The organism is Pseudomonas plecoglossicida NBRC 103162 = DSM 15088 (assembly GCF_000730665.1).
Taxonomy (GTDB): Bacteria; Pseudomonadota; Gammaproteobacteria; order Pseudomonadales; family Pseudomonadaceae; genus Aquipseudomonas; species Aquipseudomonas plecoglossicida.
Map to the genome: position 1 here is coordinate 259,867 of NZ_BBIV01000002.1, position 24,243 is coordinate 284,109.

At 63.5% G+C, this 24,243-nt stretch carries 16 protein-coding genes; 14 read left to right on the forward strand and 2 right to left on the reverse strand.

The window, feature by feature from the left end; all coding sequences use genetic code 11:
• Positions 1-100: 100 nt before the first annotated feature.
• From PPL01S_RS01255 to hutG, 7 genes are read left to right on the forward strand one after another with little or no spacing between them, the layout of a single operon-like run.
• Positions 101-1,069 carry an ABC transporter substrate-binding protein gene (locus PPL01S_RS01255; protein WP_016395380.1) on the forward strand — a complete coding sequence of 323 codons (969 nt, stop codon included), beginning with the start codon at positions 101-103 and terminating at the stop codon, positions 1,067-1,069.
• A 26-nt stretch (positions 1,070-1,095) separates the two neighbouring features.
• Positions 1,096-1,947 carry an ABC transporter permease gene (locus PPL01S_RS01260; protein ID WP_016395379.1) on the forward strand — a complete coding sequence of 284 codons (852 nt, stop codon included), beginning with the start codon at positions 1,096-1,098 and terminating at the stop codon, positions 1,945-1,947.
• The gene (locus PPL01S_RS01265; RefSeq protein ID WP_016395378.1) at positions 1,944-2,774 is read left to right on the forward strand and encodes a quaternary amine ABC transporter ATP-binding protein; all 831 of its coding nucleotides are present in this window, start codon (positions 1,944-1,946) and stop codon (positions 2,772-2,774) included. The genes PPL01S_RS01260 and PPL01S_RS01265 overlap by 4 nt, the downstream gene beginning before the upstream one ends.
• An 8-nt stretch (positions 2,775-2,782) precedes the next feature.
• The gene (locus PPL01S_RS01270) at positions 2,783-4,306 is read left to right on the forward strand and encodes an HAL/PAL/TAL family ammonia-lyase (RefSeq protein ID WP_016395377.1); all 1,524 of its coding nucleotides are present in this window, start codon (positions 2,783-2,785) and stop codon (positions 4,304-4,306) included.
• 20 nt (positions 4,307-4,326) lie between these two features.
• On the forward strand, positions 4,327-5,859 hold the full coding sequence (gene hutH / locus PPL01S_RS01275) for a histidine ammonia-lyase (protein WP_016395376.1): 1,533 nt from the start codon (positions 4,327-4,329) through the stop codon (positions 5,857-5,859).
• Between the two features lie 60 nt (positions 5,860-5,919).
• The gene (gene hutI, locus PPL01S_RS01280) at positions 5,920-7,125 is read left to right on the forward strand and encodes an imidazolonepropionase (RefSeq protein ID WP_016395375.1); all 1,206 of its coding nucleotides are present in this window, start codon (positions 5,920-5,922) and stop codon (positions 7,123-7,125) included.
• 10 nt (positions 7,126-7,135) lie between these two features.
• Positions 7,136-7,939, forward strand: coding sequence for an N-formylglutamate deformylase (gene hutG / locus PPL01S_RS01285; protein ID WP_016395374.1), 804 nt, complete (start codon positions 7,136-7,138; stop codon positions 7,937-7,939).
• Between the two features lie 37 nt (positions 7,940-7,976).
• On the opposite strand, the gene PPL01S_RS01290 is transcribed toward hutG, so the two are convergent.
• Entirely contained in the window at positions 7,977-13,604 is a 5,628-nt protein-coding gene (locus tag PPL01S_RS01290; RefSeq protein WP_081663678.1) for a dermonecrotic toxin domain-containing protein, read from the reverse strand.
• Between the two features lie 199 nt (positions 13,605-13,803).
• Between PPL01S_RS01290 and pip the strand changes: the two genes are divergently transcribed.
• From pip to PPL01S_RS01325, 7 genes are all read left to right on the forward strand, one after another.
• A complete protein-coding gene (gene pip / locus PPL01S_RS01295; RefSeq protein WP_016395372.1) occupies positions 13,804-14,775 on the forward strand; it encodes a prolyl aminopeptidase in 972 nt (323 codons plus the stop codon).
• Complete coding sequence (gene dtd, locus PPL01S_RS01300) at positions 14,772-15,209, forward strand: D-aminoacyl-tRNA deacylase (protein ID WP_028625088.1); 438 nt, start codon at positions 14,772-14,774, stop codon at positions 15,207-15,209. Before pip ends, dtd begins: the two co-directional genes overlap by 4 nt.
• Before the next feature lie 263 nt (positions 15,210-15,472).
• A complete protein-coding gene (locus PPL01S_RS01305) occupies positions 15,473-17,212 on the forward strand; it encodes a glucan biosynthesis protein G (protein WP_016395370.1) in 1,740 nt (579 codons plus the stop codon).
• Positions 17,205-19,778: a glucans biosynthesis glucosyltransferase MdoH gene (mdoH, locus tag PPL01S_RS01310; RefSeq protein ID WP_016395369.1), complete on the forward strand. Its 2,574-nt coding sequence runs from the start codon at positions 17,205-17,207 to the stop codon at positions 19,776-19,778. The genes PPL01S_RS01305 and mdoH overlap by 8 nt, the downstream gene beginning before the upstream one ends.
• A 218-nt stretch (positions 19,779-19,996) precedes the next feature.
• Positions 19,997-20,794: a transporter substrate-binding domain-containing protein gene (locus PPL01S_RS01315; RefSeq protein WP_016395368.1), complete on the forward strand. Its 798-nt coding sequence runs from the start codon at positions 19,997-19,999 to the stop codon at positions 20,792-20,794.
• Between the two features lie 111 nt (positions 20,795-20,905).
• Positions 20,906-21,868 (forward strand): amino acid ABC transporter permease, encoded by a 963-nt coding sequence (locus tag PPL01S_RS01320; protein WP_016395367.1) that lies wholly within the window; start codon positions 20,906-20,908, stop codon positions 21,866-21,868.
• Positions 21,861-22,595, forward strand: coding sequence for an amino acid ABC transporter ATP-binding protein (locus PPL01S_RS01325; protein ID WP_016395366.1), 735 nt, complete (start codon positions 21,861-21,863; stop codon positions 22,593-22,595). Before PPL01S_RS01320 ends, PPL01S_RS01325 begins: the two co-directional genes overlap by 8 nt.
• Before the next feature lie 63 nt (positions 22,596-22,658).
• Here PPL01S_RS01325 and PPL01S_RS01330 read toward each other — a convergent pair whose 3' ends face one another.
• Positions 22,659-24,221, reverse strand: a complete 1,563-nt coding sequence (locus PPL01S_RS01330; RefSeq protein WP_016395365.1) for a methyl-accepting chemotaxis protein — start codon at positions 24,219-24,221, stop codon at positions 22,659-22,661.
• Between the last annotated feature and the right edge of the window lie 22 nt (positions 24,222-24,243).

The window sequence follows — 24,243 nt, forward strand, 5'->3', positions numbered from 1 at the left end:
AGCGGATTCATCCGCGATAGGGCCGCAAAGCGGCCCCGAGTCGGCCCTTTTCCTTGCAAGGACTGCCGATTTCCACTTTCAAGTTTGGGAGCGTCACGCAATGAAAACCAACAAGACCTTGCTTGCCTCGCTGTTCACCCTTGGCCTGCTCGGCGTTGCCGGCACCAGCCAGGCGGCTGGATGGTGCGAGTCGGGCAAGCCGGTGAAGTTCGCCGGGCTGAACTGGGAAAGCGGCATGCTGCTGACCGACGTGATGCAATTCGTATTGAAGAACGGCTACGGCTGCGAAACCGATAGCCTGCCCGGCAACTCCATCACCATGGAGAACGCCCTGGGCACCAACGACATCCAGGTGTTCGCCGAAGAGTGGGTTGGCCGCAGCGAGGTCTGGAAGAAGGCCGAGGCCGCCGGCAAGGTGGTTGGCGTCGGTGCACCGGTGGTGGGCGCCGAAGAAGGCTGGTACGTGCCCCGCTATGTGATCGAGGGCGACGCCAAGCGCAAGCTCGAAGCCAAGGCGCCGAACCTCAAGAACGTGGCCGACCTGGCCCAGTACGCCAGCGTGTTCAAGGATCAGGAAGAGCCGAGCAAAGGCCGCTTCTACAACTGCCCGGCCGGTTGGACCTGCGAGCTGGACAACAGCAAGATGCTCAAGGACTACAACCTTGAAAGCAGCTACACCAACTTCCGCCCCGGCACCGGCCCGGCGCTGGATGCCGCCGTCCTGTCGAGCTACAAGCGCGGCGAGCCTATCCTGTTCTACTACTGGACCCCAACCCCGCTGATGGGCCAGGTCGACCTGGTCAAGCTGCAGGAGAAGGAGGGTGTGGACAAGTCGGTGTCGATCAAGGTCGGTCTGTCCAAGGCGTTCCACGAACAAGCCCCCGAACTGGTCGCGGTGCTGGAGAAGGTCAACCTGCCGATCGACCTGCTGAACCAGAACCTGGCGCGCATGACCAAGGAGCGGATCGAGTCGCCCGCACTGGCCAAGGCGTTCCTCAAGGAACATCCTGAAGTCTGGCAGGCCTGGGTCAGCGAAGACGCTGCCAAGAAGATCAACGCGGCGCTTTGAGCGTCCACAGCCGATGAGTGGAACCTATGTTTCCTGACAACCTGACATTCTCCATCGCCGACTGGGTCAACGGCTGGGTCGACGCCCTGGTCACCAACTACGGCGATGTGTTCCGGCACATCTCCGACACCCTGCTGTGGGCCATCGTCAGCCTCGAAGGCGCGCTGCGCGCCACCCCGTGGTGGCTGATGCTCGGTGTGGTGGCGGTGATCGCCTGGCACGCCACCCGGCGCATCCTGCCGACTCTGGTCATCACCGGGCTGCTGTTCCTGGTCGGTGCCGTCGGCCTGTGGGACAAGCTCATGCAGACCCTGGCACTGATGCTGGTGGCGACGCTGATCTCGGTGCTGGTGGGCATCCCGCTGGGCATCCTCTCGGCCCGCAGCAACCGCCTGCGCGCCGTGCTGATGCCGCTGCTGGACATCATGCAGACCATGCCCAGCTTCGTGTACCTGATCCCGGTGCTGATGCTGTTCGGCCTGGGCAAGGTGCCGGCGATCTTCGCCACGGTGATCTATGCCGCGCCGCCGCTGATCCGCCTGACCGACCTGGGGATCCGCCAGGTCGACGGTGAAGTGATGGAGGCGATCAACGCCTTCGGCGCCAATCGTTGGCAGCAACTGTTCGGCGTGCAGCTGCCACTGGCGTTGCCGAGCATCATGGCCGGCATCAACCAGACCACCATGATGGCCCTGTCGATGGTGGTGATCGCCTCGATGATCGGTGCCCGTGGCCTGGGCGAGGATGTGCTGGTCGGTATCCAGACCCTCAACGTCGGTCGCGGTCTCGAAGCGGGCCTGGCCATTGTCATTCTCGCGGTGGTGATCGACCGCATTACCCAGGCCTATGGCCGGCCACGCCATGAGGTGAGCAAATGAGCACGCAGGCGATCAGCAAGATCGAAGTGAAGAACGTCTTCAAGATCTTCGGCGACCGTGCCGACGAAGCCCTGCAGATGATCCGCAACCAGCAGGGCAAGGAGCAGGTGCTGGCGCAGACCGGTTGCGTGGTCGGGGTCAACGACCTGTCGCTGTCCATCGGCAGCGGCGAAATCTTCGTCATCATGGGCCTGTCCGGCTCCGGCAAGTCGACCCTGGTGCGCCACTTCAACCGCCTGATCGACCCCACCAGCGGGCAGATCCTGGTCGATGGCGAAGACATCCTGCAGTACGACATGGAGGCCTTGCGCGAATTCCGCCGGCGCAAGATCAGCATGGTGTTCCAGAGCTTCGGCCTGCTGCCGCATCGCAACGTGCTGGACAACGTCGGCTATGGCCTGAAAGTGCGCGGCGAGAGCAAGCAGCTGTGTGCCGAGCGTGCCATGCAGTGGATCGAGACCGTGGGCCTGAAGGGCTACGAGAAGAAGTACCCGCACCAGCTGTCGGGCGGCATGCGCCAACGCGTGGGCCTGGCCCGTGCGCTGGCGGCGGACACCGACATCATCCTCATGGACGAGGCGTTCAGCGCCCTCGACCCGCTGATCCGCGCCGAAATGCAGGACCAGCTGCTGGAGCTGCAGAAGACCCTGCACAAGACCATCGTGTTCATCACCCATGACCTGGACGAAGCGGTGCGCATCGGCAACCGCATCGCCATTCTCAAGGACGGTCGCCTGATCCAGGTCGGCACGCCGCAGCAGATCCTTCACAACCCGGCCGACGAGTACGTCGACCGCTTCGTCCAGCGCCGCGCGGTCGCGGTATGAGGAGCGCCATGTCGCAAGTTGCAACCGTGGTCTTCACCGGCGCCGCACTGCGCTGGCAGGACATCGCCGCCGTGGCCCGCCATGGCGCGCGCCTGGAACTGGCGCCGCAGGTCTGGGCGCGCATCGACAATGCCCAGGCCATCGTGCGTCATATCGTCGAAAGCGGCGAGCGCGCCTATGGCGTCAACACCGGGCTCGGCGCGCTGTGCAATGTCTCGCTGCAGGGCGAACAGCTCGCGGCGCTGTCGCGCAACACGCTGCTGAGCCACGCCTGTGGCGTCGGCCCGGCGCTGCCCGATGAGCAGGCCAGGGCGATCATCTGCGCCGCCATCGCCAACTACAGCCACGGCAAGTCCGGCATCCATCGCCGTGTGGTCGAGGCATTGCTGGCGCTGCTCAACCACGGCATCACGCCACAAGTACCATCCCAGGGCTCGGTCGGCTACCTGACCCACATGGCCCACGTCGGCGTGTGCCTGTTGGGCATCGGCAAGGTCAGCTACCGCGGGCACATCGTCGAGGCCGCCGAAGCGCTGGCCGGCGAAGGCCTGGCAGCGGTGCAGCTGGGCGCCAAGGATGGCCTGTGCCTGGTCAACGGCACGCCGTGCATGACCGGCCTTTCCAGCCTGGCGCTGGACGATGCCAGTCGCCTGCTGCAATGGGCCGACGTGATCGGCGCCATGAGCTTCGAGGCCCTGCGCGGGCAGATCGCCGCCTTCGACCCGGACATCATCGCGCTCAAGCCGCACCCGGGCATGCAGGTGGTGGGCGAGAACCTGCGCGCCTTGCTCGCTGACAGCGAAGTGATCGCCACCAGCAAAGGCATCCGCACCCAGGACGCCCTGAGCATCCGCTCCATCCCCCAGGTTCACGGCGCCGCCCGTGACCAGTTGGCCCACGCCGCCCGGCAGATCGAGGCGGAACTCAATGGCGCCAACGACAACCCGCTGTTGCTGGGCACCCCGGACGACTTCCGGGTGGTATCCCAGGCCAACCCCCATGGGCAGTCGGTGGCCATGGCCGCCGACCTGCTGGCGATCGCCATGGCCGAGATCGGCTCGATCGCCGAGCGCCGCCTGGACCGCCTGGTCAACCCGCACGTCAGTGGCCTGCCGGCCTTCCTGGTCAGCAACCCCGGGGTCAACTCGGGGATGATGATCGCCCAGTACGTCGCGGCTTCGCTGTGCGCGCAGAACCGCCAGCTGGCGCAGCCGGCGGTACTCGACAATTTCGTGACCTCGGGCCTGCAGGAAGACCACCTGAGCCTGGGCACCAATGCCGCGCTCAAGCTGCACCAGGTGCTGGAAAACTGCACCCAGGTACTGGCCATCGAATACCTGCTGGCCGCCCAGGCCTTCGAATTCCTCAAGGAGCAGCGCTTCGGTGCAGGCACCGATGCCGCCTGGCGCCTGCTGCGCGAGCAGGTGCCGGCCTACCTGGAAGACCGTTGGCTGGCCCCCGATATCGCCCGCGCCGCCGCGCTTCTGAAAACGTCTCAAGGGCCGCAGCCCGTGCTGCCGGCACTGCACTGAACACGCAAAGGAGTCTGAACATGGAAGCTTTGAACCTCGTTCCCGGTCGCCTGACCCTGGCCCAGCTGCGCCGTATTCATCTGGCGTCTGTGCAGTTGAGCCTGGATGCCAGCGCCGGCGCGGCCATCGACGCCAGCGTTGCCTGCGTCGAGCGGATCATCGCCGAAGACCGCACGGCCTATGGCATCAACACCGGCTTCGGCCTGCTGGCCTCGACCCGCATTGCCAGTCACGACCTGGAGAACCTGCAGCGTTCGCTGGTGCTGTCCCACGCCGCCGGTATCGGCGCGCCACTGGACGACGCCATGGTGCGACTGATCATGGTGCTGAAGATCAACAGCCTCAGCCGTGGTTTTTCCGGCATCCGCCGCAAGGTCATCGATGCGCTGATCGCCCTGGTCAATGCCGAGGTCTACCCGCACATTCCGCTCAAAGGCTCGGTGGGGGCTTCCGGTGACCTGGCGCCCCTGGCGCACATGTCGCTGGTGCTGCTCGGCGAAGGCAAGGCGCGCTACCGTGGCCAATGGCTGCCGGCCAGCGAAGCCCTGGCCGTGGCCGGCCTCGAGCCGCTGACCCTGGCAGCCAAGGAGGGCCTGGCGCTGCTCAACGGCACCCAGGCTTCCACGGCCTACGCCCTGCGTGGCCTGTTCCAGGCCGAAGATCTGTTCGCTGCCGCCATCGCCTGTGGCGGCCTGACCGTCGAAGCGGTGCTGGGCTCGCGCTCGCCGTTCGATGCGCGCATCCATGCCGCCCGCGGCCAGCTGGGCCAGATCGATACGGCGGCGTGCTTTCGCGACCTGCTGGGCGAGTCCAGCGAGATCTCCCAGTCGCACAAGAACTGCGGCAAGGTCCAGGACCCGTACTCGTTGCGCTGCCAGCCCCAGGTCATGGGCGCCTGCCTGACCCAGCTGCGCCAGGCGGCCGAGGTGCTGGCCATCGAGTCCAACGCGGTGTCGGACAACCCGCTGGTATTCGCCGCCGAGGGTGACGTGGTGTCGGGCGGCAACTTCCATGCTGAACCTGTGGCCATGGCCGCCGACAACCTGGCCCTGGCCATCGCCGAGATCGGCGCGCTGAGCGAGCGGCGCATCTCGCTGATGATGGACAAGCACATGTCGCAGTTGCCGCCGTTCCTGGTGGAAAACGGCGGAGTCAACTCCGGCTTCATGATCGCTCAGGTCACCGCGGCGGCGCTGGCCAGCGAGAACAAGGCCCTGTCGCACCCGCACAGCGTCGACAGCCTGCCGACCTCGGCCAACCAGGAAGATCACGTGTCGATGGCCCCGGCCGCCGGCAAGCGCTTGTGGGAGATGGCCGAGAATACCCGTGGCGTGCTGGCCATCGAATGGCTCGGCGCCTGCCAGGGCCTGGACCTGCGCGAAGGGCTGAAAACCTCCGCGAAGCTGGAGCAGGCGCGCCAGGTGCTGCGCCGCGAAGTGCCGCACTATGACCGCGACCGCTTCTTCTCGCCGGATATCGAGGTTGCCAGCGACTTGCTGGCCGAAGGCAAGCTGACTGCGCTGATGCCGGCCGGCGTGCTACCAAGCCTGTAGGAGCAAGATGTGGGAGCCTCGCCTCGCCCGGCATGAGTGATTGAACATCGGAGTTTGTGTATGAGAACCCTCTGGCAGCACTGCCACGCGGCAACCATGGCCCAAGGCAGCTACTCGGTCATCGAGGACGCCGCCATCGTCAGCAACGCCGGCCTGATCGAATGGATCGGCCCGCGTGCCGACCTGCCGGCGCTGGACATCGCCCGCACGGTCGACCTGCATGGCGCCTGGGTCACCCCAGGCCTGATCGACTGCCACACCCACGCGGTGTTCGGCGGTAACCGCAGCGGCGAGTTCGAGCAGCGCCTGCAGGGCGTGAGTTATGCCGAGATCGCCGCCCAGGGCGGCGGCATCGCCAGCACTGTGCGCGCCACCCGCGCCGCCAGCGAGGACGAACTGTTCGCCAGCGCCCGCCAGCGCATGCAGGCGCTGATGCGCGATGGCGTGACCACGATCGAGATCAAGTCCGGCTATGGCCTGGACCTGGCCAACGAAAGAAAGATGCTGCGCGTGGCCCGGCGCCTGGCTGACGAGTTGCCGGTGGCAGTACGCGCCACCTGCCTCGCCGCGCATGCCTTGCCACCGGAGTACGCCGGCCGCTCGGACGACTATATCGCGCACATCTGCGACGAAATGCTCCCGGCCCTGGCCGACGAAGGGCTGGTGGATGCGGTCGATGCCTTCTGCGAGCACCTGGCATTCTCCCCGGCGCAGGTCGAGCGGCTGTTCGTCAAGGCGCGTGAACTGGCGCTGCCGGTCAAGCTGCACGCCGAACAGCTTTCGTCGTTGCACGGCTCCAGCCTGGCGGCGCGTTATCAGGCGCTGTCTGCCGACCACCTGGAATTCATGACCGAGGAAGATGCCATCGCCATGGCCAGGGCCGGCACTGTCGCGGTGCTGCTGCCGGGCGCCTTCTATTTCTTGCGCGAAACCCAGTTGCCACCGATGGACGCCTTGCGCCGCCATGGCGTGAAGATCGCCCTGGCCAGCGACCTCAACCCCGGCACTTCACCTGGCCTGTCGTTGCGGCTGATGCTGAACATGGGTTGCACCTTGTTCCGCATGACCCCGGAAGAAGCGTTGGCCGGTGTCACCCTGTATGCCGCCACCGCGCTGGGCCTTGGCGACAGCCATGGTTCGCTCGAAGCCGGCAAGGTGGCGGACTTCGTCGCCTGGCAGATCGAACGCCCCGCCGACCTGGCCTACTGGCTGGGCGGCGACCTGCCCAAGCGCGTGGTGCGCAAGGGCAGCGAGATTTCCAATTGAGAGAGGCCAGATGGACAAGGTACTGAGTTTCCACCGGGGCCATTTGCCCCTGCTGATCAGCATGCCCCACGCGGGGCTGAAACTGACCCCCGCCGTGCGCGACGGCCTGGTAGAGGCGGCACAAAGCTTGCCCGATACCGATTGGCATATCCCGCGCCTGTACGATTTCGCCCAGGAACTGGGAGCCAGCGTGGTGGCGGCGGAGTACTCGCGTTTCGTCATCGACCTGAACCGTCCGGAAGACGACCAGCCGTTGTATGTCGGGGCGACCACCGGGCTGTTCCCGGCCACGCTGTTCGAGGGCGAGCCACTGTTCAAGGAAGGCAAAGCGCCCTCGGCGCAAGAGCGTGCCACCTACCTGGAGCAGATCTGGCGGCCGTACCACGATACCCTGCGCAACGAGCTGCAGCGCCTGCGCGAGCAGTTCGGCTATGCGCTGCTGTGGGACGCCCACTCGATCCGCGGGTGCATTCCCCACCTGTTCGACGGCAAGCTGCCGGATTTCAACCTGGGAACCTTCAATGGCGCCAGTTGTGATCCGCGACTGGCGGATAGACTGAAGGGCGTCTGCGCCAAGGCGACCCCGTTCAGCCATGTGCTGAACGGGCGCTTCAAAGGTGGGCACATCACCCGGCATTACGGAAACCCGCAGAACCACATCCATGCGGTGCAACTGGAATTGGCCCAGTGCACTTATATGGATGAAGCCGCGCCATTTGCCTATCGTGAGGATCTGGCGGAGCCGACCCGAGTGGTATTGCGAGATCTGTTGCAGAACCTGCTGGGCTGGGGAGAAAGCTTTTACGGAAAATGACCGTGTGGGGCCACAGGGTGGCCCCAGTTGCTGGCTGTCAGGGTTGTTGCTGACCTGCCAGAATGGTGAGTTCTCGAATCAGGGCGTCGACGTTATCCCGCAATTGTCGCGCGACCTCATCGAGAGAGGCTTCAGGATCCTGGGAAAGCAATGCCTCTTCGTCCCTCAGGTAGTTGTCTTGCAACTGGGCGAAACGTTCGGCATGGGTCTCGCGCAAGAACCTTGTCCAGGGCTCGAAGTAGGTGGCAAAGACCAGAAAATCCTCACCCGCCTCGCGCTCACGAACCAGCCGCTCGACGCTCTCAATTTCGCCACGGCGTAACCTGGCCGAGTGCTCGTACATCATGTAGTCGGGGGGAGAGCGCAAATCCAGTGCTACAGACAAGCGGCGCAGGTAGGCCAGACGCAGCTCGGCAAGGTCGCGGTTTTCCACCCGCTGCGTGGCGATGTTGTCGAGTTCGCGTTGGCGGTACTCGCGACGTACCATCTGATAGAGTTTTGAGCCGTTATGGTCGGTTGGCGTGATCGCTGCCAGGGTGCGGTTGAACACTTCATCTTCGATCTCTTTGAACTGCATAAGGGCACCATCAATGCAGGTTTCACCGATGAGGCCAGCGCTGGCCAATTGGCTGAGGTTTTCCTGCTCTTCGGGTTGACGGCTCGCATGTTCCAGCACTCTCCAGACACGTTCGATGAAATCGTCATGGGAGAGTGCCGTGCGATAAGCGCTGCTGTGCGCCAGGCGCCTGACCAGTGCCAACAGTTGTGTGCTATCGGAATTTTGTTCCAGCGCTCCCCAGATGCTTCGGCGAGCTGCGATCACGGATTCGGCCGTACCGGCAGGTAGCCATTGCTCGACATCTGGTACGTCCTCCTCCGGCAAGATCAGCAGGCTGTGCTGATGGGCTGCAGGCACAGACGCATCCGAGCCACTGCTGTCGGGAGATCCGCCCGAAGTGCTGCCATCGACCCTGAGTGAGGCAAGGTCCTCAGGCAGGCTCATCGAGAAGGTGTAGCGAGGGTTGCGCCCACCCGAGAGGTGCGCACGGCGCATGGTTTGGTAGGTCAGTGGGTTGTCGAGCAGCGATATTGCCACTGACGGGTGGTTGCTCGGCGGGTTTTCCAGGATGTATTCGGGCAGCACCGTCAACTGATTGCCGTCCAGATTCAGCATGTAGTTTGGCAGCCAGTCATTGAGCAGGGCAGGCCACCGCTGCAGGCCGGTATTGGACAAGTTGAGTAGCTGTAATCGGTGCCGTGCCCTGGTGGGACTGCGCAGGTCTTCTGACAAATGGTTGCCGGACAGGTCGAGGACGCTCAGCTCAGGCATGAGCGCCAAGCTGTCAAGCATGGGCTGATCCACCCGTAAGCCTAGCTCGCGCAGGTTCAACTCGTTGATGCTGGAGTTGACCAAGGCTGATGGTAGTGCCTGGGTGGCCTGAACATGTCCTTCGAGTGTCAGCGATTCCAGCCTTGGGCAGGCCCTCACCAGTGCGTTCAGTTGCTCGGTCGTGCAAGCCACTCGGCGTAACCTGATGTGCCCAATGTCGTTGAAGAAAAATTCAGGCAGATGTGGCGGCAAGTCACTCAGCGATACCTCTTCCAGGTGCAATGGGGTGAGGCTGTAACCGCGTGCTTGTTGCAGCCAGTAGTCTTGAATTGCCTGGCCGACCAGGCTTCGGGTGCGACGCGTTTCGTCGCTAAGGGGGGCAGATGAACTGGAGGCGTTGGCCCATTGGTCAGTGGCCTCGCGAAGCTGGCGAAGTTGGTCCTGCGCCATGGCGACCGATTCTTCGACACTCTGTGGAAGGCTCAAGTTGAAGCTGAAGCGTCGCGTCTGCCAGTCCTGACTCAGATGAAGACTGCGCAGCTGGAATGGCCGGACAGGGTTGTCCCTCAAGTTGATCCTCGTAGGAGTGCCTTGGCTGAGCGAGTTCTCCTCTAGCCACCCCGGCACCGAGGTGAGGCGGTTCTCGCGTATCGACAGCTCGGCAACCCGCTCGAGCGCCGTTTGGTTCAACCATGCGGGCCAGTTGTGCATGCCCATACGGTCGAGGCCGAGGTATTCGAAATGCAGGTCGGGAAAGCTGAACCTCGAGCCTGAGTCGAAGCGATTGCCGCTTAGATCCAGGCGCGTCAGATCAGTTCGGGACTCGAGGCGCTCCAGGTCCAGGGGGAAAAGCACGGTGTTCTGATTGACGAACCTGAGTTCTCTCAGTTGCGGGAAACTTCGGACGATCAATAACAGGCTGGTAGCGAACTCGCTGCTCCTTGCAGTGGGATCCAGGGCGCGTTCAATGTCCAGGCTTTCCAGTTGTGGAAAGTGCCGAAACAACGCACTGAGTTGAGCTTCAAAATGATCGTGACCCAATGATCCATCAGCTGTGTGGTCGAGGGTGATGCCATGCAACTGCAGGCGGTTGATGCGTGACGAGATGAATTCGGGTAACTGGTTGGGGAACTCGGCGATGAACATGTTTTGTAGATGGAGTGTGCCGGGTGTCTGCTCGAGTTCCGGCACAGCGCCGCGGATCCACTGACGCCAGATGGCTGTAGCGATTTCCTCGTGGTTCGCCCGCTGTGCGCCCAATCCCGTGAGAATGCGAGGGCGAGTGGCATCCAGGCTGGCTTGCAGCTCACGGCGCTCGGCAAACAGTTGGTGAATGCGCTCTTGGATCTGTTCCGGGGAGCGGCCTGCCGCCTCCAGCACTGAAAGAATCTGCTCGGAACTGATGCCCAACTCATCGGTCAGGGTCAGGTCATTGAGCTGATGCAACAGGTTGGTTCGACTTGTCTCGGCGCCAAGAGCACCGCGCCCACTCAGCAAGTAGCCGATGCGCCCGTCGGCCAGCCGCATCGGTGAGCGCGGGCCTGGCCGCTGCATCTTCAGCGCCTTGCGCAGTGCCCAACGTGGCAACAGGGGTGGTTGCGCGAGGCGTGCGGTGAGCGTGCGAACATCGGTGATGCCTGCGCTGGCCAGGCTGGCGCGTTGCGCCGGGTTCAGGGTGGCGTAAACGGCTTCGACCAGCGTTGCATGTGCTTGCTGTCCAAGCAGCAGTTTGTAGCCGTCGAGTGTCTTCTGGATGATTTGCTCAGGTATTTGCTCTGGCCCTACTCGCTCGACACGGTCAGCATCCAGCGTACCCATGCGCAACTCGAGGGAAATGTCTTCGGCCCAACCCTGTAGCCGCTGCAGCGAGTGCAGGATCAGGCGGTCCGTGTCAGTGTTGTCCACCGACTGCAGGTACAACCCTTCGCAGGCACGGGACAGGCGCAGCTGTTGCTGGAAGGCTCGCACTTCATCGCCAACGCGCCTGGGTACCTTGCCGGTGGCCAACTGTTGCCGCTCGGTCGGTGAGGCATGCGTGAGCAATTCATCGATAACGGCACTGGGCAGTTTGGTGTAGATACGTTGGATGATCGCCGCGCCGGGCTCCTGGCTTGCAGGCAATTGTTGGTAGCGCTTGTCGAATTCGGCCCTGCGGGCACTGCGCCCGGCGCTTGTCATGGCGTGCGAAACCTGTTGATCCAGCCTGAAACGCTGAAGTGTGTCCTTGAGCAGCGCGGGGATTTGTGTGCCCTCGCTCAAGATGTACCGCAAGACGCCCTCGTCAATGCCGCTGACCGCGAGGATGTGGCGTGCACTGCTGTCATCGAAACCGGCAGTCAAAGGGCCCAGACGGCGGAACAGTTGCAGGTAATCCCATTCCCGAGGCCGGTCCAGGCTGTGCAACCAGGCACCGGCACCGTTGTGACGCAATGGTGGCTCATAGGCGTGCGCTCGCGAGCGATGCTCCAGACGATAGTCGTTGGATGCCGGTGATCGTTTCACGGCATAGGTCTTGCCATCGAGCATCAGCCAAGTCCTGCCATCGTGATGGTGAAGACCAGTCGCATCCGCCATGGCATCCAAGGGAAGTGTCACATCCTGGACATAGGGTGCCAGGTCCGGCTTCCATAGGCGCTGCTCACCATCGGACAGGGTCACTTCTTCCAGCTCTTCGATGAAAGAGGGGGGCTGGATGTCTTTGGCGGGTTCAGGGTCAGGCCCGGCAGGTTTGGCCTCGTCGGGCACTTTGGAGAATTCGTCCTTTACTACCCCTGTAGCAGCAGCGAGGGCCGCCATGAGTGCGATATTTTCGATGACATCCAGCAGGTAGTTCATGGCTTGCTGTTTGTCTTCGTTCGACCAGCTTTTGATGCCCTCGTACACTTCGTGGCCCAGTTGGTAGAGAGTAACGCCCATCAGCAAGCTGTTCGCCAAGCTCAGACCAGGCTCGATCAGCGCCAGGGCCCCTGTCGTCACCGGGACAAGGGCTTCCAGGCCGGGGATGGCGAGGCCGACCAGGCCCAGTACATTGAAAGCTACCGACTCCCAGTAATTCAGGCGGTCTCTGAAGGTCTTGGCGTCCATCGCCTTGGTCGGTACAGCGTGCAGCAGCGCATTATCACGCCGCCTGACGAAGCCCTGGTAAATCAGCTCGGCGTGCAACGGCTTGGCAAGATCACGCACGGTCAAGGGCAGCCTGGCGGAGGGGTCGGGTACACGCTCATGAATGTTGTGGGTGGTGAAGGTCAATGGCAGCAGATGATCTTCTACCTTGCGTAGCAGCAGGTCGCGGCTGGCGTCGGGAATATGGCTGGCGATGACGTCCAGGTTTTTTCTGATGCGCTCGCTCAGATCGATCGTGAGTGCCTCGAACGAAGCATACTGGCGGATCGGTGATGTGCTGTCATGGGGACAATACAGCACGACCTCGGCTCCCGAGGGCTGTGCATTGGCGAAGGTAATCAACAGCATTGCGTTCAATTCGACGCCCCACAGCTTGAGGAAGCCGAAAGTGGCATGCGGCTTGGAAGATGCTGCCTTTTCGTCCATGGGGGTGTTCAGCACGGCAGCATGCAGATTCTCGGTGATCGCCCCGCGGAGCAAGGCAAGGTGCAGGTTCTGCCTGAAGGCCGAGAGCTCGTGTGCGCTGAGTTTGTCCAGTACCGGCAACTGCGCGTCGAAGGCACTTTCACCTGGTTTGGGTGTTGGGTAGTAGATCTTGTCCAGCAGGGCATGGTACTGGCCGCCAATGTCTAGTTCACGGCACAGCCTGGCGAACTCAGCAGGGTCTATGTCTACCCGATTATCGAAGGGCGGGCCGTTCAGGTAACCGCGGGAGTCGAGAATGACCGAGCGCATCTGCGGAGTCGGCACATCAAGCCCACCAGGCCGTGTGGCCGCCACTTCGAAGTTTTGCAGGGCATGGTGGGTCAGCGACCTGACGAACCGAGAGGGTTCGGCGTGGCCCTGTTGACGTCGAGTACTGTAAGCGACAGCGTCGAATAGATAGGTTTTGCTCACGTCGAGGTTCAGACCGAAGGTCTTCTTGATGCCCTCGGCCAGCGTCTGTGCAGCGAAAGTCTCAAGGCTCGGCAGGGGCTCGAACAGGGCCTGCACAGCGCTTCGCGTCTGTCGGTAATGCTCATGCTCCAGGGCCAACGCTCTGGTCACATTCGGATTGTCTCGACAAGCCTGTTCGAATTCCTTGGGAAGGCCATTGAGCGCTGCACGCAGTGCGCCTAGCGTTTCGACGGTAGCGTGCTTCATCCATCGGGGCGTCTTGCTCTCGATGAGTGTGTAAGGGCGGCTGGGGGCGGCCGGGGAGGGGAGCGTCATGCGAAGGTCCTTGGTCGAGTGAGGGGCCTCCTACTATTCCCAGCCTCGAGGACGACACGTGTTAACTATCTGCCACGGCTCGCATTGGGATCGCCACAGACCAGGTCTGATGCTTTGCGACCGGTACAAGGGCATGCTCAAAGCGCAATTCAGGTTTATGATGCCCAACGGCAGACAATATCCTCACACGGAGTGCGCAATGCAGACCCTGTACCCGCAGATCAAACCCTACGCCCGGCACGATCTGGCCGTGGAAGCGCCGCATGTGCTGTATGTCGATGAAAGCGGCTCGCCGGAAGGTCTGCCGGTGGTATTCATCCACGGTGGTCCGGGCGCGGGTTGCGATGCCCAGAGCCGTTGCTACTTCGACCCCAACCTGTACCGCATCATCACCTTCGACCAGCGCGGCTGTGGCCGCTCCACGCCCCATGCGAGCCTGGAGAACAACACCACCTGGCACCTGGTCGAAGACCTCGAGCGCATCCGCAAGCACCTGGGGATCGACAAGTGGGTGCTGTTCGGCGGCTCGTGGGGCTCGACCCTGGCCCTGGCCTACGCCCAGACCCACCCCGAGCGGGTGCATGGCCTGATCCTGCGCGGCATCTTCCTGTGCCGCCCGCAGGAGATCCAGTGGTTCTACCAGGAGGGCGCCAGCCGCCTGTTCCCCGACTACTGGCAGGACTACATCGCGCCGATCCCGCCGGACGAGCGCGGTGACCTGGTCAAGGCCTTCCACAAGCGCCTGACCGGCAACGACCAGATCGCCCAGATGCACGCCGCCAAGGCCTGGTCCACCTGGGAAGGCCGCACCGCCACCCTGCGCCCCAACCCGCTGGTGGTCGACCGCTTCTCCGAGCCGCAGCGGGCCTTGTCGATTGCTCGCATCGAGTGCCATTACTTCGTCAACGATGCCTTCCTCGAGCCAGACCAGCTGATCCGCGACATGCCCAGGATCGCCCACCTGCCGGCGGTGATCGTGCATGGCCGCTACGATGTGATCTGCCCGCTGGACAACGCCTGGGCCTTGCACCAGGCCTGGCCGAACAGCGAACTCAAGGTGATTCGGGACGCCGGGCATGCCGCCTCCGAACCGGGCATCACCGACGCCCTCGTCCGCGCGGCCGACCAGATGGCCCGGCGTTTGCTTGACCTGCCGCTGGAAGAAGCATGAAGGGGCTGCTGCAACGCGTGCGTGGCGCGCGGGTGGAGGTAGAAGGGGAAATCGTCGGTGCAATCGACCAGGGCCTGCTGGTGCTGGTGGCGGTCGAGCCTGACGATACCCGCGAGAAGGCTGACAAGCTGTTGCACAAGCTGCTCAACTACCGTGTGTTCAGCGACGAGCAGGGCAAGATGAACCGTTCGCTCAAGGATGTTGACGGTGGTCTGCTGCTGGTGTCCCAGTTCACCCTGGCTGCCGACACCCGCAACGGCATGCGCCCGAGCTTCTCGACCGCCGCGCCGCCGGCCCTGGGCGCCGAGCTTTTCGACTATCTGTTGCAGCAAGCCCAGGGCCAGCACCCGGCTGTGGCAAGCGGGCAGTTCGGTGCGGACATGCAGGTGCACCTGGTCAACGATGGCCCGGTGACATTTATGTTACAAATATGAGGTTAAAAAACCCCTTGTTTATAGGAAAACAAGGGGTTTTGTACGATAAATAGTTGGTTCTGCCTGATGCGTTGCAGCGCGACCTGCTGGATAATCGCGCGCTGCGTGAACCTGCGTTCGCAGGTTCGTTTCACTCTGACTCGAGCATTGTCTGGATCCGTTTGGGGAATCATTACGCCCTCACGGGGTCCGAACAGTGCTCGCCAACCCGGCATTTGTCGCTGGCCGTTGGTTTCATGATCTGTTTTCGGCGAGGGTTGCTCGTGATTGTAAGTCCCCAAAAAGCATCAAGTATCCCCGGCACTCGGCTGCGCAAGGCCCTGATGGCCAGTGTCGCACTGGTTGGCCTGATGAGCGCGGGCCAGCTGTGGGCATTCAATCTTGACGATGTTGCAGCCAAGGCAAAGGATCTGGCCGGCCAGAAGTACGAAGCACCGAAAAGCAACCTGCCGGCGGTATTCCGCGACATGAAGTTCGCCGACTACCAGAAGATTCATTTCCTGCAGGAAAAGGCCGAGTGGGCCAAGGACAAGACGCCGTTCAAGCTGTCCTTCTACCACCAGGGCATGCACTTCGACACGCCGGTGAAGATCAACGAAGTCACCGCCAGCACGGTCGAGGAAATCAAGTACGACCCGAGCCGCTTCGAGTTCGGTGATGTACCGCATGACCCGGAAACCACCAAGAACTTGGGTTACGCCGGTTTCCGCGTGATGTACCCGATCAACAAGGCCGACAAGCAGGACGAGATCATGACCCTGCTGGGGGCCAGCTACTTCCGCGTCGTCGGCAAGGGCCACGTGTACGGCCTGTCGGCCCGTGGCCTGGCGATCGATACGGCATTGCCGTCGGGCGAGGAATTCCCGCGCTTCACCGAGTTCTGGGTAGAAAAGCCCAAGCCGGCCGACAAGCACCTGGTGATCTACGCCCTGCTGGATTCGCCGCGCTCCACTGGCGCGTACAAGTTGATCCTGCGTCCTGGCAGCGACACCGTGGTCGACGTGCAGTCCCGCGTGTTCCTGCGTGACCATGTCAGCCGGCTGGGTATCGCGCCGCTGACCAGCATGTACCTGTTCGGTCCCAACCAGCCATCCAAGGTCCTGAACTACCGTCCGGCCCTGCATGATTCCGAAGGCCTGTCGATCCACGCGGCCAACGGCGAGTGGCTGTGGCGCCCGCTGAACAACCCGAAACACCTGGCCGTGAGCAACTTCAGCGTCGAGAACCCGCGCGGTTTCGGCCTGATGCAGCGCCAGCGCGCCTTCAGCGACTACGAAGACCTCGACGACAACTACCAGAAGCGCCCGAGCGCCTGGATCGAGCCTAAGGGCGACTGGGGCAAAGGCACTGTCGACCTGGTCGAGATCCCGACAGCCGACGAGACCAACGACAACATCGTTGCCTTCTGGAGCCCGGAGACCATGCCCGAGCCAGGCAAGCCGGCGGAGTACGCCTACCGCCTGCACTGGACCATCGACGAGCAGAAGTTCCAGGCACCTGACCTGGGTTGGGTCAAGCAGACCCTGCGCTCCACCGGCGACGTCAAGCAGTCCAACCTGATCCGCCAGCCAGACGGCAGCGTTGCCTTCCTGGTCGACTTCGCAGGCCCGGCCCTGGCCGCGCTGCCGGAAGACGCCGCGGTGCGCAGCCAGATCAGCGTCGGCGACAACGCCGAGGTGGTCGAGAACAATCTGCGCTATAACCCAGAGACCAAAGGCTGGCGCCTGACCCTGCGGTTGAAGGTCAAGGAAGCCAACAAGTCCACCGAGATGCGCGCAGCGCTGGTCCGTGACGTACCGGTCGAGCCGGCCAAGCCTGCCCAGGACAGCAAGCAGGACAAGGCGGCCGCCAAGCACGCCAAGCAGGAAAAAACCGCCAAGGCGCAGGAGTTAGCCAAGGCCGAACAACCAGCCGCCGATGCGGCGTCCACCAACGGGACCCCGGCCACCACCGAAAAAGTGCTGACCGAGACCTGGAGCTATCAGTTGCCTGCCGATGAGTAACTCAAGCGCAAGGCCGGAATCGCTTGGCGAGTACCTGGCCCACCTCCCACTGAGCGACGAGCAGCGTGCGGAACTCGCCAGCTGCACGTCGTTCGGTGAGCTGCACCAACGCCTGGCGGCCGGACCGGCCGCCGATTCCACCGAGGCCGTCCAGGCCTCGGTGGGTTCGCGCCTGACCGTAGGCAGTGCCGCCGAGCTGGAAGATGCCGAAATGCTCGGCGTCGACGGCAGCGGCCGCCTGTGCCTGAAGATCGCCCCGCCGATCAAGCGCACCAAGGTCGTGCCGGAACCGTGGCGGACCAACGTGCTGATCCGCATGTGGCGACGCATGACCGGTCGCCCCAACGCCCCGCAGCCGCCCAAGCGCGAACTGCCGCCGGCGCGCTGGCGCACGGTCGGCTCGATCCGTCGCTACATCCTGCTGACCCTGATGATCGGCCAGACCATCGTCGCCGGCTGGTACATGAAGGGCATCCTGCCGTACCAGGGCTGGTCGTTCGTCGACCTCAACGAGGTGGCCAACCAGCCGCTCTGGGACACCGTGGTGCAGGTCTGGCCGTATGCCCTGCAGACGTCCATCCTGATCCTCTTCGGTATCCTCTTCTGCTGGGTATCGGCGGGCTTCTGGACCGCGCTGATGGGCTTCCTGGAGCTGCTCACCGGGCGTGACAAGTACAAGATTTCGGGTAGCAGCGCCGGCAACGAGCCGATCGCGCCCGAAGCGCGCACCGCGCTGGTGATGCCGATCTGCAACGAAGACGTACCGCGGGTGTTCGCCGGTCTGCGCGCCACCTTCGAGTCGGTCGCCGCCAGCGGCAACCTCGACCGCTTCGACTTCTTCGTGCTCAGCGACACCAACGACACCGACATCGCCGTGGCCGAGCAACAGGCCTGGCTCGATGTGTGCCGCGAGACCAAGGGCTTCGGCCGCATCTTCTACCGCCGCCGCCGTCGCCGGGTGAAGCGCAAGAGCGGCAACCTCGACGACTTCTGCCGTCGCTGGGGTGGCGAGTACAAGTACATGGTCGTGCTCGACGCCGACAGCGTGATGAGCGGCGAGTGCCTGAGCAGCCTGGTGCGGCTGATGGAGGCCAACCCGGACGCCGGCATCATCCAGACCGGGCCGAAGGCTTCGGGCATGGACACCCTGTATGCGCGCATGCAGCAGTTCGCTACCCGCGTGTATGGCCCGTTGTTCACCGCCGGCCTGCACTTCTGGCAGCTGGGCGAGTCGCACTACTGGGGCCACAACGCAATCATCCGCATGAAGCCGTTCATTGAGCACTGCGCCCTGGCGCCGTTGCCGGGCAAGGGCGCGTTCGCCGGGGCCATCCTTTCCCACGACTTCGTCGAAGCCGCGCTGATGCGCCGTGCCGGCTGGGGGGTGTGGATCGCCTACGACCTGCCGGGCAGTTACGAAGAGTTGCCGCCGAACCTGCTCGACGAGCTCAAGCGCGACCGTCGCTGGTGCCACGGCAACCTGATGAACTTCCGCCTGTTCCTGGTCAAGGGCATGCACCCGGTGCACCGTGCGGTGTTCCTCACCGGGGTCATGTCGTACCTGTCGGCGCCGCTGTGGTTCCTGTTCCTGGTGCTGTCGACCGCGCTGCTGGCGACCAACACGCTGATGGAGCCGCAGTACTTCATCGAGCCGTACCAGCTCTACCCGCTGTGGCCGCAATGGCACCCAGAGAAGGCTGTGGCGCTGTTCTCCACCACCATCGTGCTGCTGTTCCTGCCCAAGCTGCTCAGCATCGTGCTGATCTGGGCCAAGGGCGCGGTCGAGTACGGCGGGCGCATAAAGGTCACCTTGTCGATGCTGATGGAGATGCTGTTCTCCATGCTGCTGGCACCGGTGCGGATGATCTTCCACACCCGCTTCGTGCTGGCCGCGTTCCTCGGCTGGGCCGCGACCTGGAATTCGCCGCAGCGTGACGACGACTCCACCCCGTGGAGCGAGGCGGTGCGTCGCCATGGCCCGCAGACCCTGCTGGGCTTTGCCTGGGCCGGGTTGGTCGCATGGCTGAACCCGAGCTTCCTGTGGTGGCTGGCGCCGATTGTCGGTTCGCTGGTGCTGTCGATTCCGGTTTCGGTGATTTCCAGCCGTACTCGCCTGGGCCTGGCGGCCAAGGACGAGAAGCTGTTCCTCATCCCCGAGGAGTACGCGACGCCGCAGGAGCTGCTGGCAACTGACCAGTACACCCACGAAAACCGTTGGCATGCCCTGCATGACGGCTTCGTGCGTGCCGTGGTCGACCCGCGGCAGAATGCCCTGGCCTGTGCCATGGCCACTGCCCGGCATGGGCAGGCAGCACCGATCGAGGCATTGCGCGCCGAGCGTGTGGCCAAGGCGCTCGAGGTCGGGCCTAAAGGACTTGATCTCAATACCCGCCTGGCCTTGCTCAGCGACCCGGTGGCGCTGACCCGCCTGCACGAGCAGGTCTGGGCCCGGCACGATACGGCGTGGATCGATGTGTGGCGTGCGTCGATCAACAACGACCCGCATTCGCCGTTGCTGCCGCTGCATCCAGAAAGTGAAGGGCAGCCGGCACTCGTCGGCGCCTGACAGACCTTGGGGCCGCTTTGCGGCCCTTTCGCCGGCTTGCCGGCGATGAAGGCCCCCGTATATTCCCGCCCAATCGGATTTTGGCCAACAAAGTCCCCCCCGGCTCTAGGTCCCAGGGCCGCCATGCGTTAGCATCCCTCTCCGATAAAACACGCCGGCCGGTACGGCCGTGCCAACGATAAGATTCGCTACTTTTCTTGCTAGGGGACTTGGTGATGATGAAGAAATACCTTTCGCGCCTGCTGGTGGGCGTCACCGCGCTGGTCGCGGTCGCTAGCGCCCAGGCCGGCGCCATCGACGACGCGGTCAAGCGTGGCACCTTGCGGGTGGGCATGGACCCGACCTACATGCCGTTCCAGATGACCAACAAGCGCGGCGAGATCATCGGCTTCGAAGTCGATATCCTCAAGGCCATGGCCAAGTCCATGGGCGTCAAGTTCGAGGCTGTTTCCACCGCCTACGACGGCATCATCCCGGCCCTGCTGACCGACAAGTTCGACATCATCGGCAGCGGCATGACCCTGACCCAGGAACGCAACCTGCGCCTGAATTTCAGCGAACCCTTCATCGTAGTCGGCCAGACCCTGCTGATCCGCAAGGAACTGGCGGGCGAGATCAAGTCGTACAAGGACCTGAACAACGAGAAGTACCGCATCACCTCCAAGCTCGGCACCACCGGCGAGATGGTATCCAAGAAGCTGATCGCCAAGGCCCAGTACCACGGCTACGACAACGAGCAGGAAGCGGTGATGGACGTGGTCAACGGCAAGGCTGACGCCTTCGTCTACGACGCCCCGTACAACGTGGTGGCAGTGGACAAGGCCGGCGCCGGCAAGCTGCTGTTCCTCGAAGAACCCTTCACCTACGAGCCGCTGGCCTTCGGCCTGAAGAAGGGCGACTACGACAGCATCAACTTCATCAACAACTTCCTGCACCAGATCAAGCATGACGGGACCTACGATCGTATCCACGACAAGTGGTTCAAGAACAAGGACTGGCTGAAGGAAATGGAATAAGAAGCAGCTTCAAGCCGCAAGCTGCAAGCTGCAAGAGGAGGTGGGCCCATACGCGGTTCGCTTTCTCTTGCAGCTTGTAGCTTGCGGCTTGCCGCTTTCTGGAGTAACCACGTGATCAAACACAAGAAAGCCCAGTGGCCCTGGCATGCGCTGACCGCGCTGGTCCTGGTGGGCCTGGCGTTCAGCCTGTACATGGCCACTTCGATGATTTCCTACGAGTGGCGCTGGAACCGCGTGCCGCAATACTTCGCCTACAAGGCCGAGGAAGCGCAGCGTGCGGCCGGTTACGGCACCGTGCAGGACATCGTCGTCTCCGGTGACAACGCGCGTGTCACGCTGACGGACGAAAACGGCGATGAGCAAGTACTCGACGTGGCCAAGGACAGCCTGCAACTGAGCCGCGGCGACGACGTCTTCGAAGGCGACCCGATCGGCGTGACCCGCCACTGGGCTGCGGGGCCGCTGGCGTGGGGCCTGTGGACGACCTTGTGGATCTCGGTGGTATCCGGGGCACTGGGCCTGGTGATCGGGCTGTTTGCCGGACTGTGCCGGCTTTCCAACAACCCGACGCTGCGCGACCTGTCGACGGTCTACGTCGAACTGGTTCGGGGCACGCCGCTGCTGGTGCAGATCTTCATCTTCTACTTCTTCATCGGCACCGTGCTCAACCTGTCTCGCGAGTTTGCCGGGGTGGCGGCATTGGCGCTGTTCACCGGCGCCTACGTGGCGGAAATCGTGCGGGCTGGCGTGCAGTCGATCGCCAAGGGCCAGAACGAGGCCGCACGCTCCCTGGGCTTGAACGCCGGCCAGTCGATGCGCCATGTGATCCTGCCGCAGGCGTTCAAGCGTGTGCTGCCACCGCTGGCCGGGCAGTTCATCAGCCTGGTCAAGGACACCTCGCTGGTGTCGGTGATCGCCATCACCGAGCTGACCAAGAGTGGCCGCGAGGCCATCACCACCTCGTTCTCGACCTTCGAGATCTGGTTCTGCGTGGCAGGCCTGTACCTGCTGATCAACCTGCCGCTGTCGCACCTGGCCAGCCGGCTCGAGCGGAGGCTTGCGCAAAGTGATTGAAGTCCGTGACCTGCTGAAAGTCTTCGACACCCGTGGCCATGTGGTACGCGCGGTGGACAACGTCACCACGCAAGTGGCCAAGGGTGAAGTGGTGGTGGTGCTCGGCCCGTCCGGTTCGGGCAAGTCGACCTTCCTGCGCTGCCTCAACGGCCTGGAGCATTTCGACGAAGGCCACGTGGCCATCGACGGCCTGCGCCTGGACGACCCGAAGACCGACATCAACGCCTACCGCCGTGAAGTCGGCATGGTGTTCCAGCACTTCAACCTGTTCCCGCACATGACCGTGCTGGAAAACCTGTGCCTGGCGCAGAAGGTGGTGCGCAAGCGCAGCAAGGCCGACCGCGAGGCCAAGGCCCGTGCGCTGCTGGAGAAGGTCGGTATTTCGCAGAAGGCCAATGAGTACCCGTCACGCCTGTCCGGTGGCCAGCAGCAGCGGGTGGCGATCGCCCGGGCCCTGGCCATGGACCCGAAGGTGATGCTGTTCGACGAGCCGACGTCGGCGCTCGACCCGGAGATGGTCGGCGAAGTGCTGGATGTGATGAAGACCCTGGCCCAGGAAGGCATGACCATGGTCTGCGTGACCCATGAAATGGGCTTTGCCCGGGAAGTGGCGGATCGCGTGCTGTTCTTCGACCATGGCAAGCTGCTGGAAGACTCGGCGCCGGTGGCGTTCTTCGAATCGCCCAGAGACCCGCGGGCCCAGGCCTTCCTGCGCCAAGTGCTGTAATCGCTGGGGCTGCCCAATCGCTGGCTTGCCGGCGATTGGGCCGCGAAGCGGCCCCTGGTGCCATCAGAGCCTGAACCGCCCCAGCAACCCCTGCAAATGCGTCCCCAGCCGCGCCAGCTCAATGCTGGAACTGGCCGTCTCCTCACTCGCCGCCGACGCCTGATCGGAAATATCCCGCACATTCATCACGCTACGGTTGATCTCCTCGGCCGTGGCGCTCTGCTGCTCGGCCGCCGTGGCGATCTGCTGGTTCATCGCCTGGATCGATGAAACCGTGCGGGTGATGCTGTCCAACGAAGTCCCCGCACGGCGGGTCAGCTCGACACTGCTGTCGGTGAGCTGGCGGCTGGCGTCCATCACGCTGGCCACACGCTGGGTACCGCTCTGCAGGCCGGCGATCAGCTCCTCGATCTCTTCGGTGGACTGCTGGGTGCGCTGGGCGAGGCTGCGCACTTCATCGGCCACCACGGCGAAGCCGCGGCCGGCCTCGCCCGCGCGGGCCGCCTCGATAGCGGCGTTGAGCGCCAGCAGGTTGGTTTGCTGTGCCACCGACTTGATGACGTCGAGCACGCTACCAATCTTGTCGCTCTCGGCCTTGAGCTGGTTCATCGCTTCGCTGGAGTTGACCACCTCAGTGGCCAGGCGCTCGATCTGGGTGACCGCCTCGCCGACCACGCGATCGCCTTCCCGGGCCTGCTGGTCGGCCATCAGCGCCGCCTCGGAGGCCTGTTCGGCATTGCGCGCCACCTCATGCACGGTGGCGGCCATTTCGTTCATCGCGGTGGCCACCTGGTCGGTCTCGACCTTTTGGTTGTTGACCCCGGCACTGGTCTGCTCGGTGGCCGCCGACAGCTCTTCGGCGGCGCTGGCGATCTGGGTGACGCCGTCGCCGATGCCGCCGATCAGCTCGCGCAGGCCCTGGGTCATGCGGTGCATGCTGGCCTGCAACTGACCCAGCTCGTCGCGGCGAGTGGTTGGCAGGTCCTGACGCAGGTCGCCGTTGGCCACTCGCTCGGCGGCGGCCAGGATCTGGCGCAGCGGGATGATGATCTGCCGGGTGATGGCCCAGGCGGCCAGCAGGCCAAGCAGCATGGCCAGGGCGGTGGCGCCGGCGAGCATGGCCTTGGCCTGGCGGGCACCAGCGTCGCGGACCTTGGTCTGCGATTCGGTCATGGCCTGGTTGGTTTGCAGCAGCAGCGTACCCTGGTCGGCCATGCGCTGCAGGATCTGCTCGTTGGGCGCCTGTTTGAGTTCGGTGAATGCCTGGCGATAAAGGCGGATCGCTTCAAGCTGCTGTTGCAGGCGTTGATGGTCACCGGCCTGTTCGATCTGGCCAAGCATGAGCGTGACCTGGCGTTCGACATTGTTCAGCGCCTGGTCCAGTTCGTTTATCGAAGCCTGGTCGGCCTGGCGCTGGTAATGCTGACGGGCGATACGCAAGTCTTGCGTGTAGCCGTAGATCACCGAGATATTGCCCAGCTTGTCGCCGCGGTTGATGATGCTGTCCATGCCCAGCCACCCGGTGAGGGTGATCGCCAGGGTCAGCAGCAGCACCAGGCCGAAACCCAGCCCGAGCTTGCGATTGACGCTCACATTACCCAGCGATTGGGAAAACAATTGATACATTTTTGGGCTCCCCGGCAACTAG

What these genes read in the sequence shown, in the direction of transcription:
- hutG (WP_016395374.1), top strand. Translation starts at nt 7,136, where the DNA reads ATGGACAAGGTACTGAGTTTCCACCGGGGCCATTTGCCCCTGCTGATC.
- PPL01S_RS01255 (WP_016395380.1), top strand. Translation starts at nt 101, where the DNA reads ATGAAAACCAACAAGACCTTGCTTGCCTCGCTGTTCACCCTTGGCCTG.
- dtd (WP_028625088.1), top strand. Translation starts at nt 14,772, where the DNA reads ATGAAGGGGCTGCTGCAACGCGTGCGTGGCGCGCGGGTGGAGGTAGAA.
- PPL01S_RS01260 (WP_016395379.1), top strand. Translation starts at nt 1,096, where the DNA reads ATGTTTCCTGACAACCTGACATTCTCCATCGCCGACTGGGTCAACGGC.
- PPL01S_RS01290 (WP_081663678.1), bottom strand. Translation starts at nt 13,604, where the DNA reads ATGACGCTCCCCTCCCCGGCCGCCCCCAGCCGCCCTTACACACTCATC.
- mdoH (WP_016395369.1), top strand. Translation starts at nt 17,205, where the DNA reads ATGAGTAACTCAAGCGCAAGGCCGGAATCGCTTGGCGAGTACCTGGCC.
- PPL01S_RS01270 (WP_016395377.1), top strand. Translation starts at nt 2,783, where the DNA reads ATGTCGCAAGTTGCAACCGTGGTCTTCACCGGCGCCGCACTGCGCTGG.
- hutH (WP_016395376.1), top strand. Translation starts at nt 4,327, where the DNA reads ATGGAAGCTTTGAACCTCGTTCCCGGTCGCCTGACCCTGGCCCAGCTG.
- PPL01S_RS01315 (WP_016395368.1), top strand. Translation starts at nt 19,997, where the DNA reads ATGAAGAAATACCTTTCGCGCCTGCTGGTGGGCGTCACCGCGCTGGTC.
- hutI (WP_016395375.1), top strand. Translation starts at nt 5,920, where the DNA reads ATGAGAACCCTCTGGCAGCACTGCCACGCGGCAACCATGGCCCAAGGC.
- pip (WP_016395372.1), top strand. Translation starts at nt 13,804, where the DNA reads ATGCAGACCCTGTACCCGCAGATCAAACCCTACGCCCGGCACGATCTG.
- PPL01S_RS01330 (WP_016395365.1), bottom strand. Translation starts at nt 24,221, where the DNA reads ATGTATCAATTGTTTTCCCAATCGCTGGGTAATGTGAGCGTCAATCGC.
- PPL01S_RS01265 (WP_016395378.1), top strand. Translation starts at nt 1,944, where the DNA reads ATGAGCACGCAGGCGATCAGCAAGATCGAAGTGAAGAACGTCTTCAAG.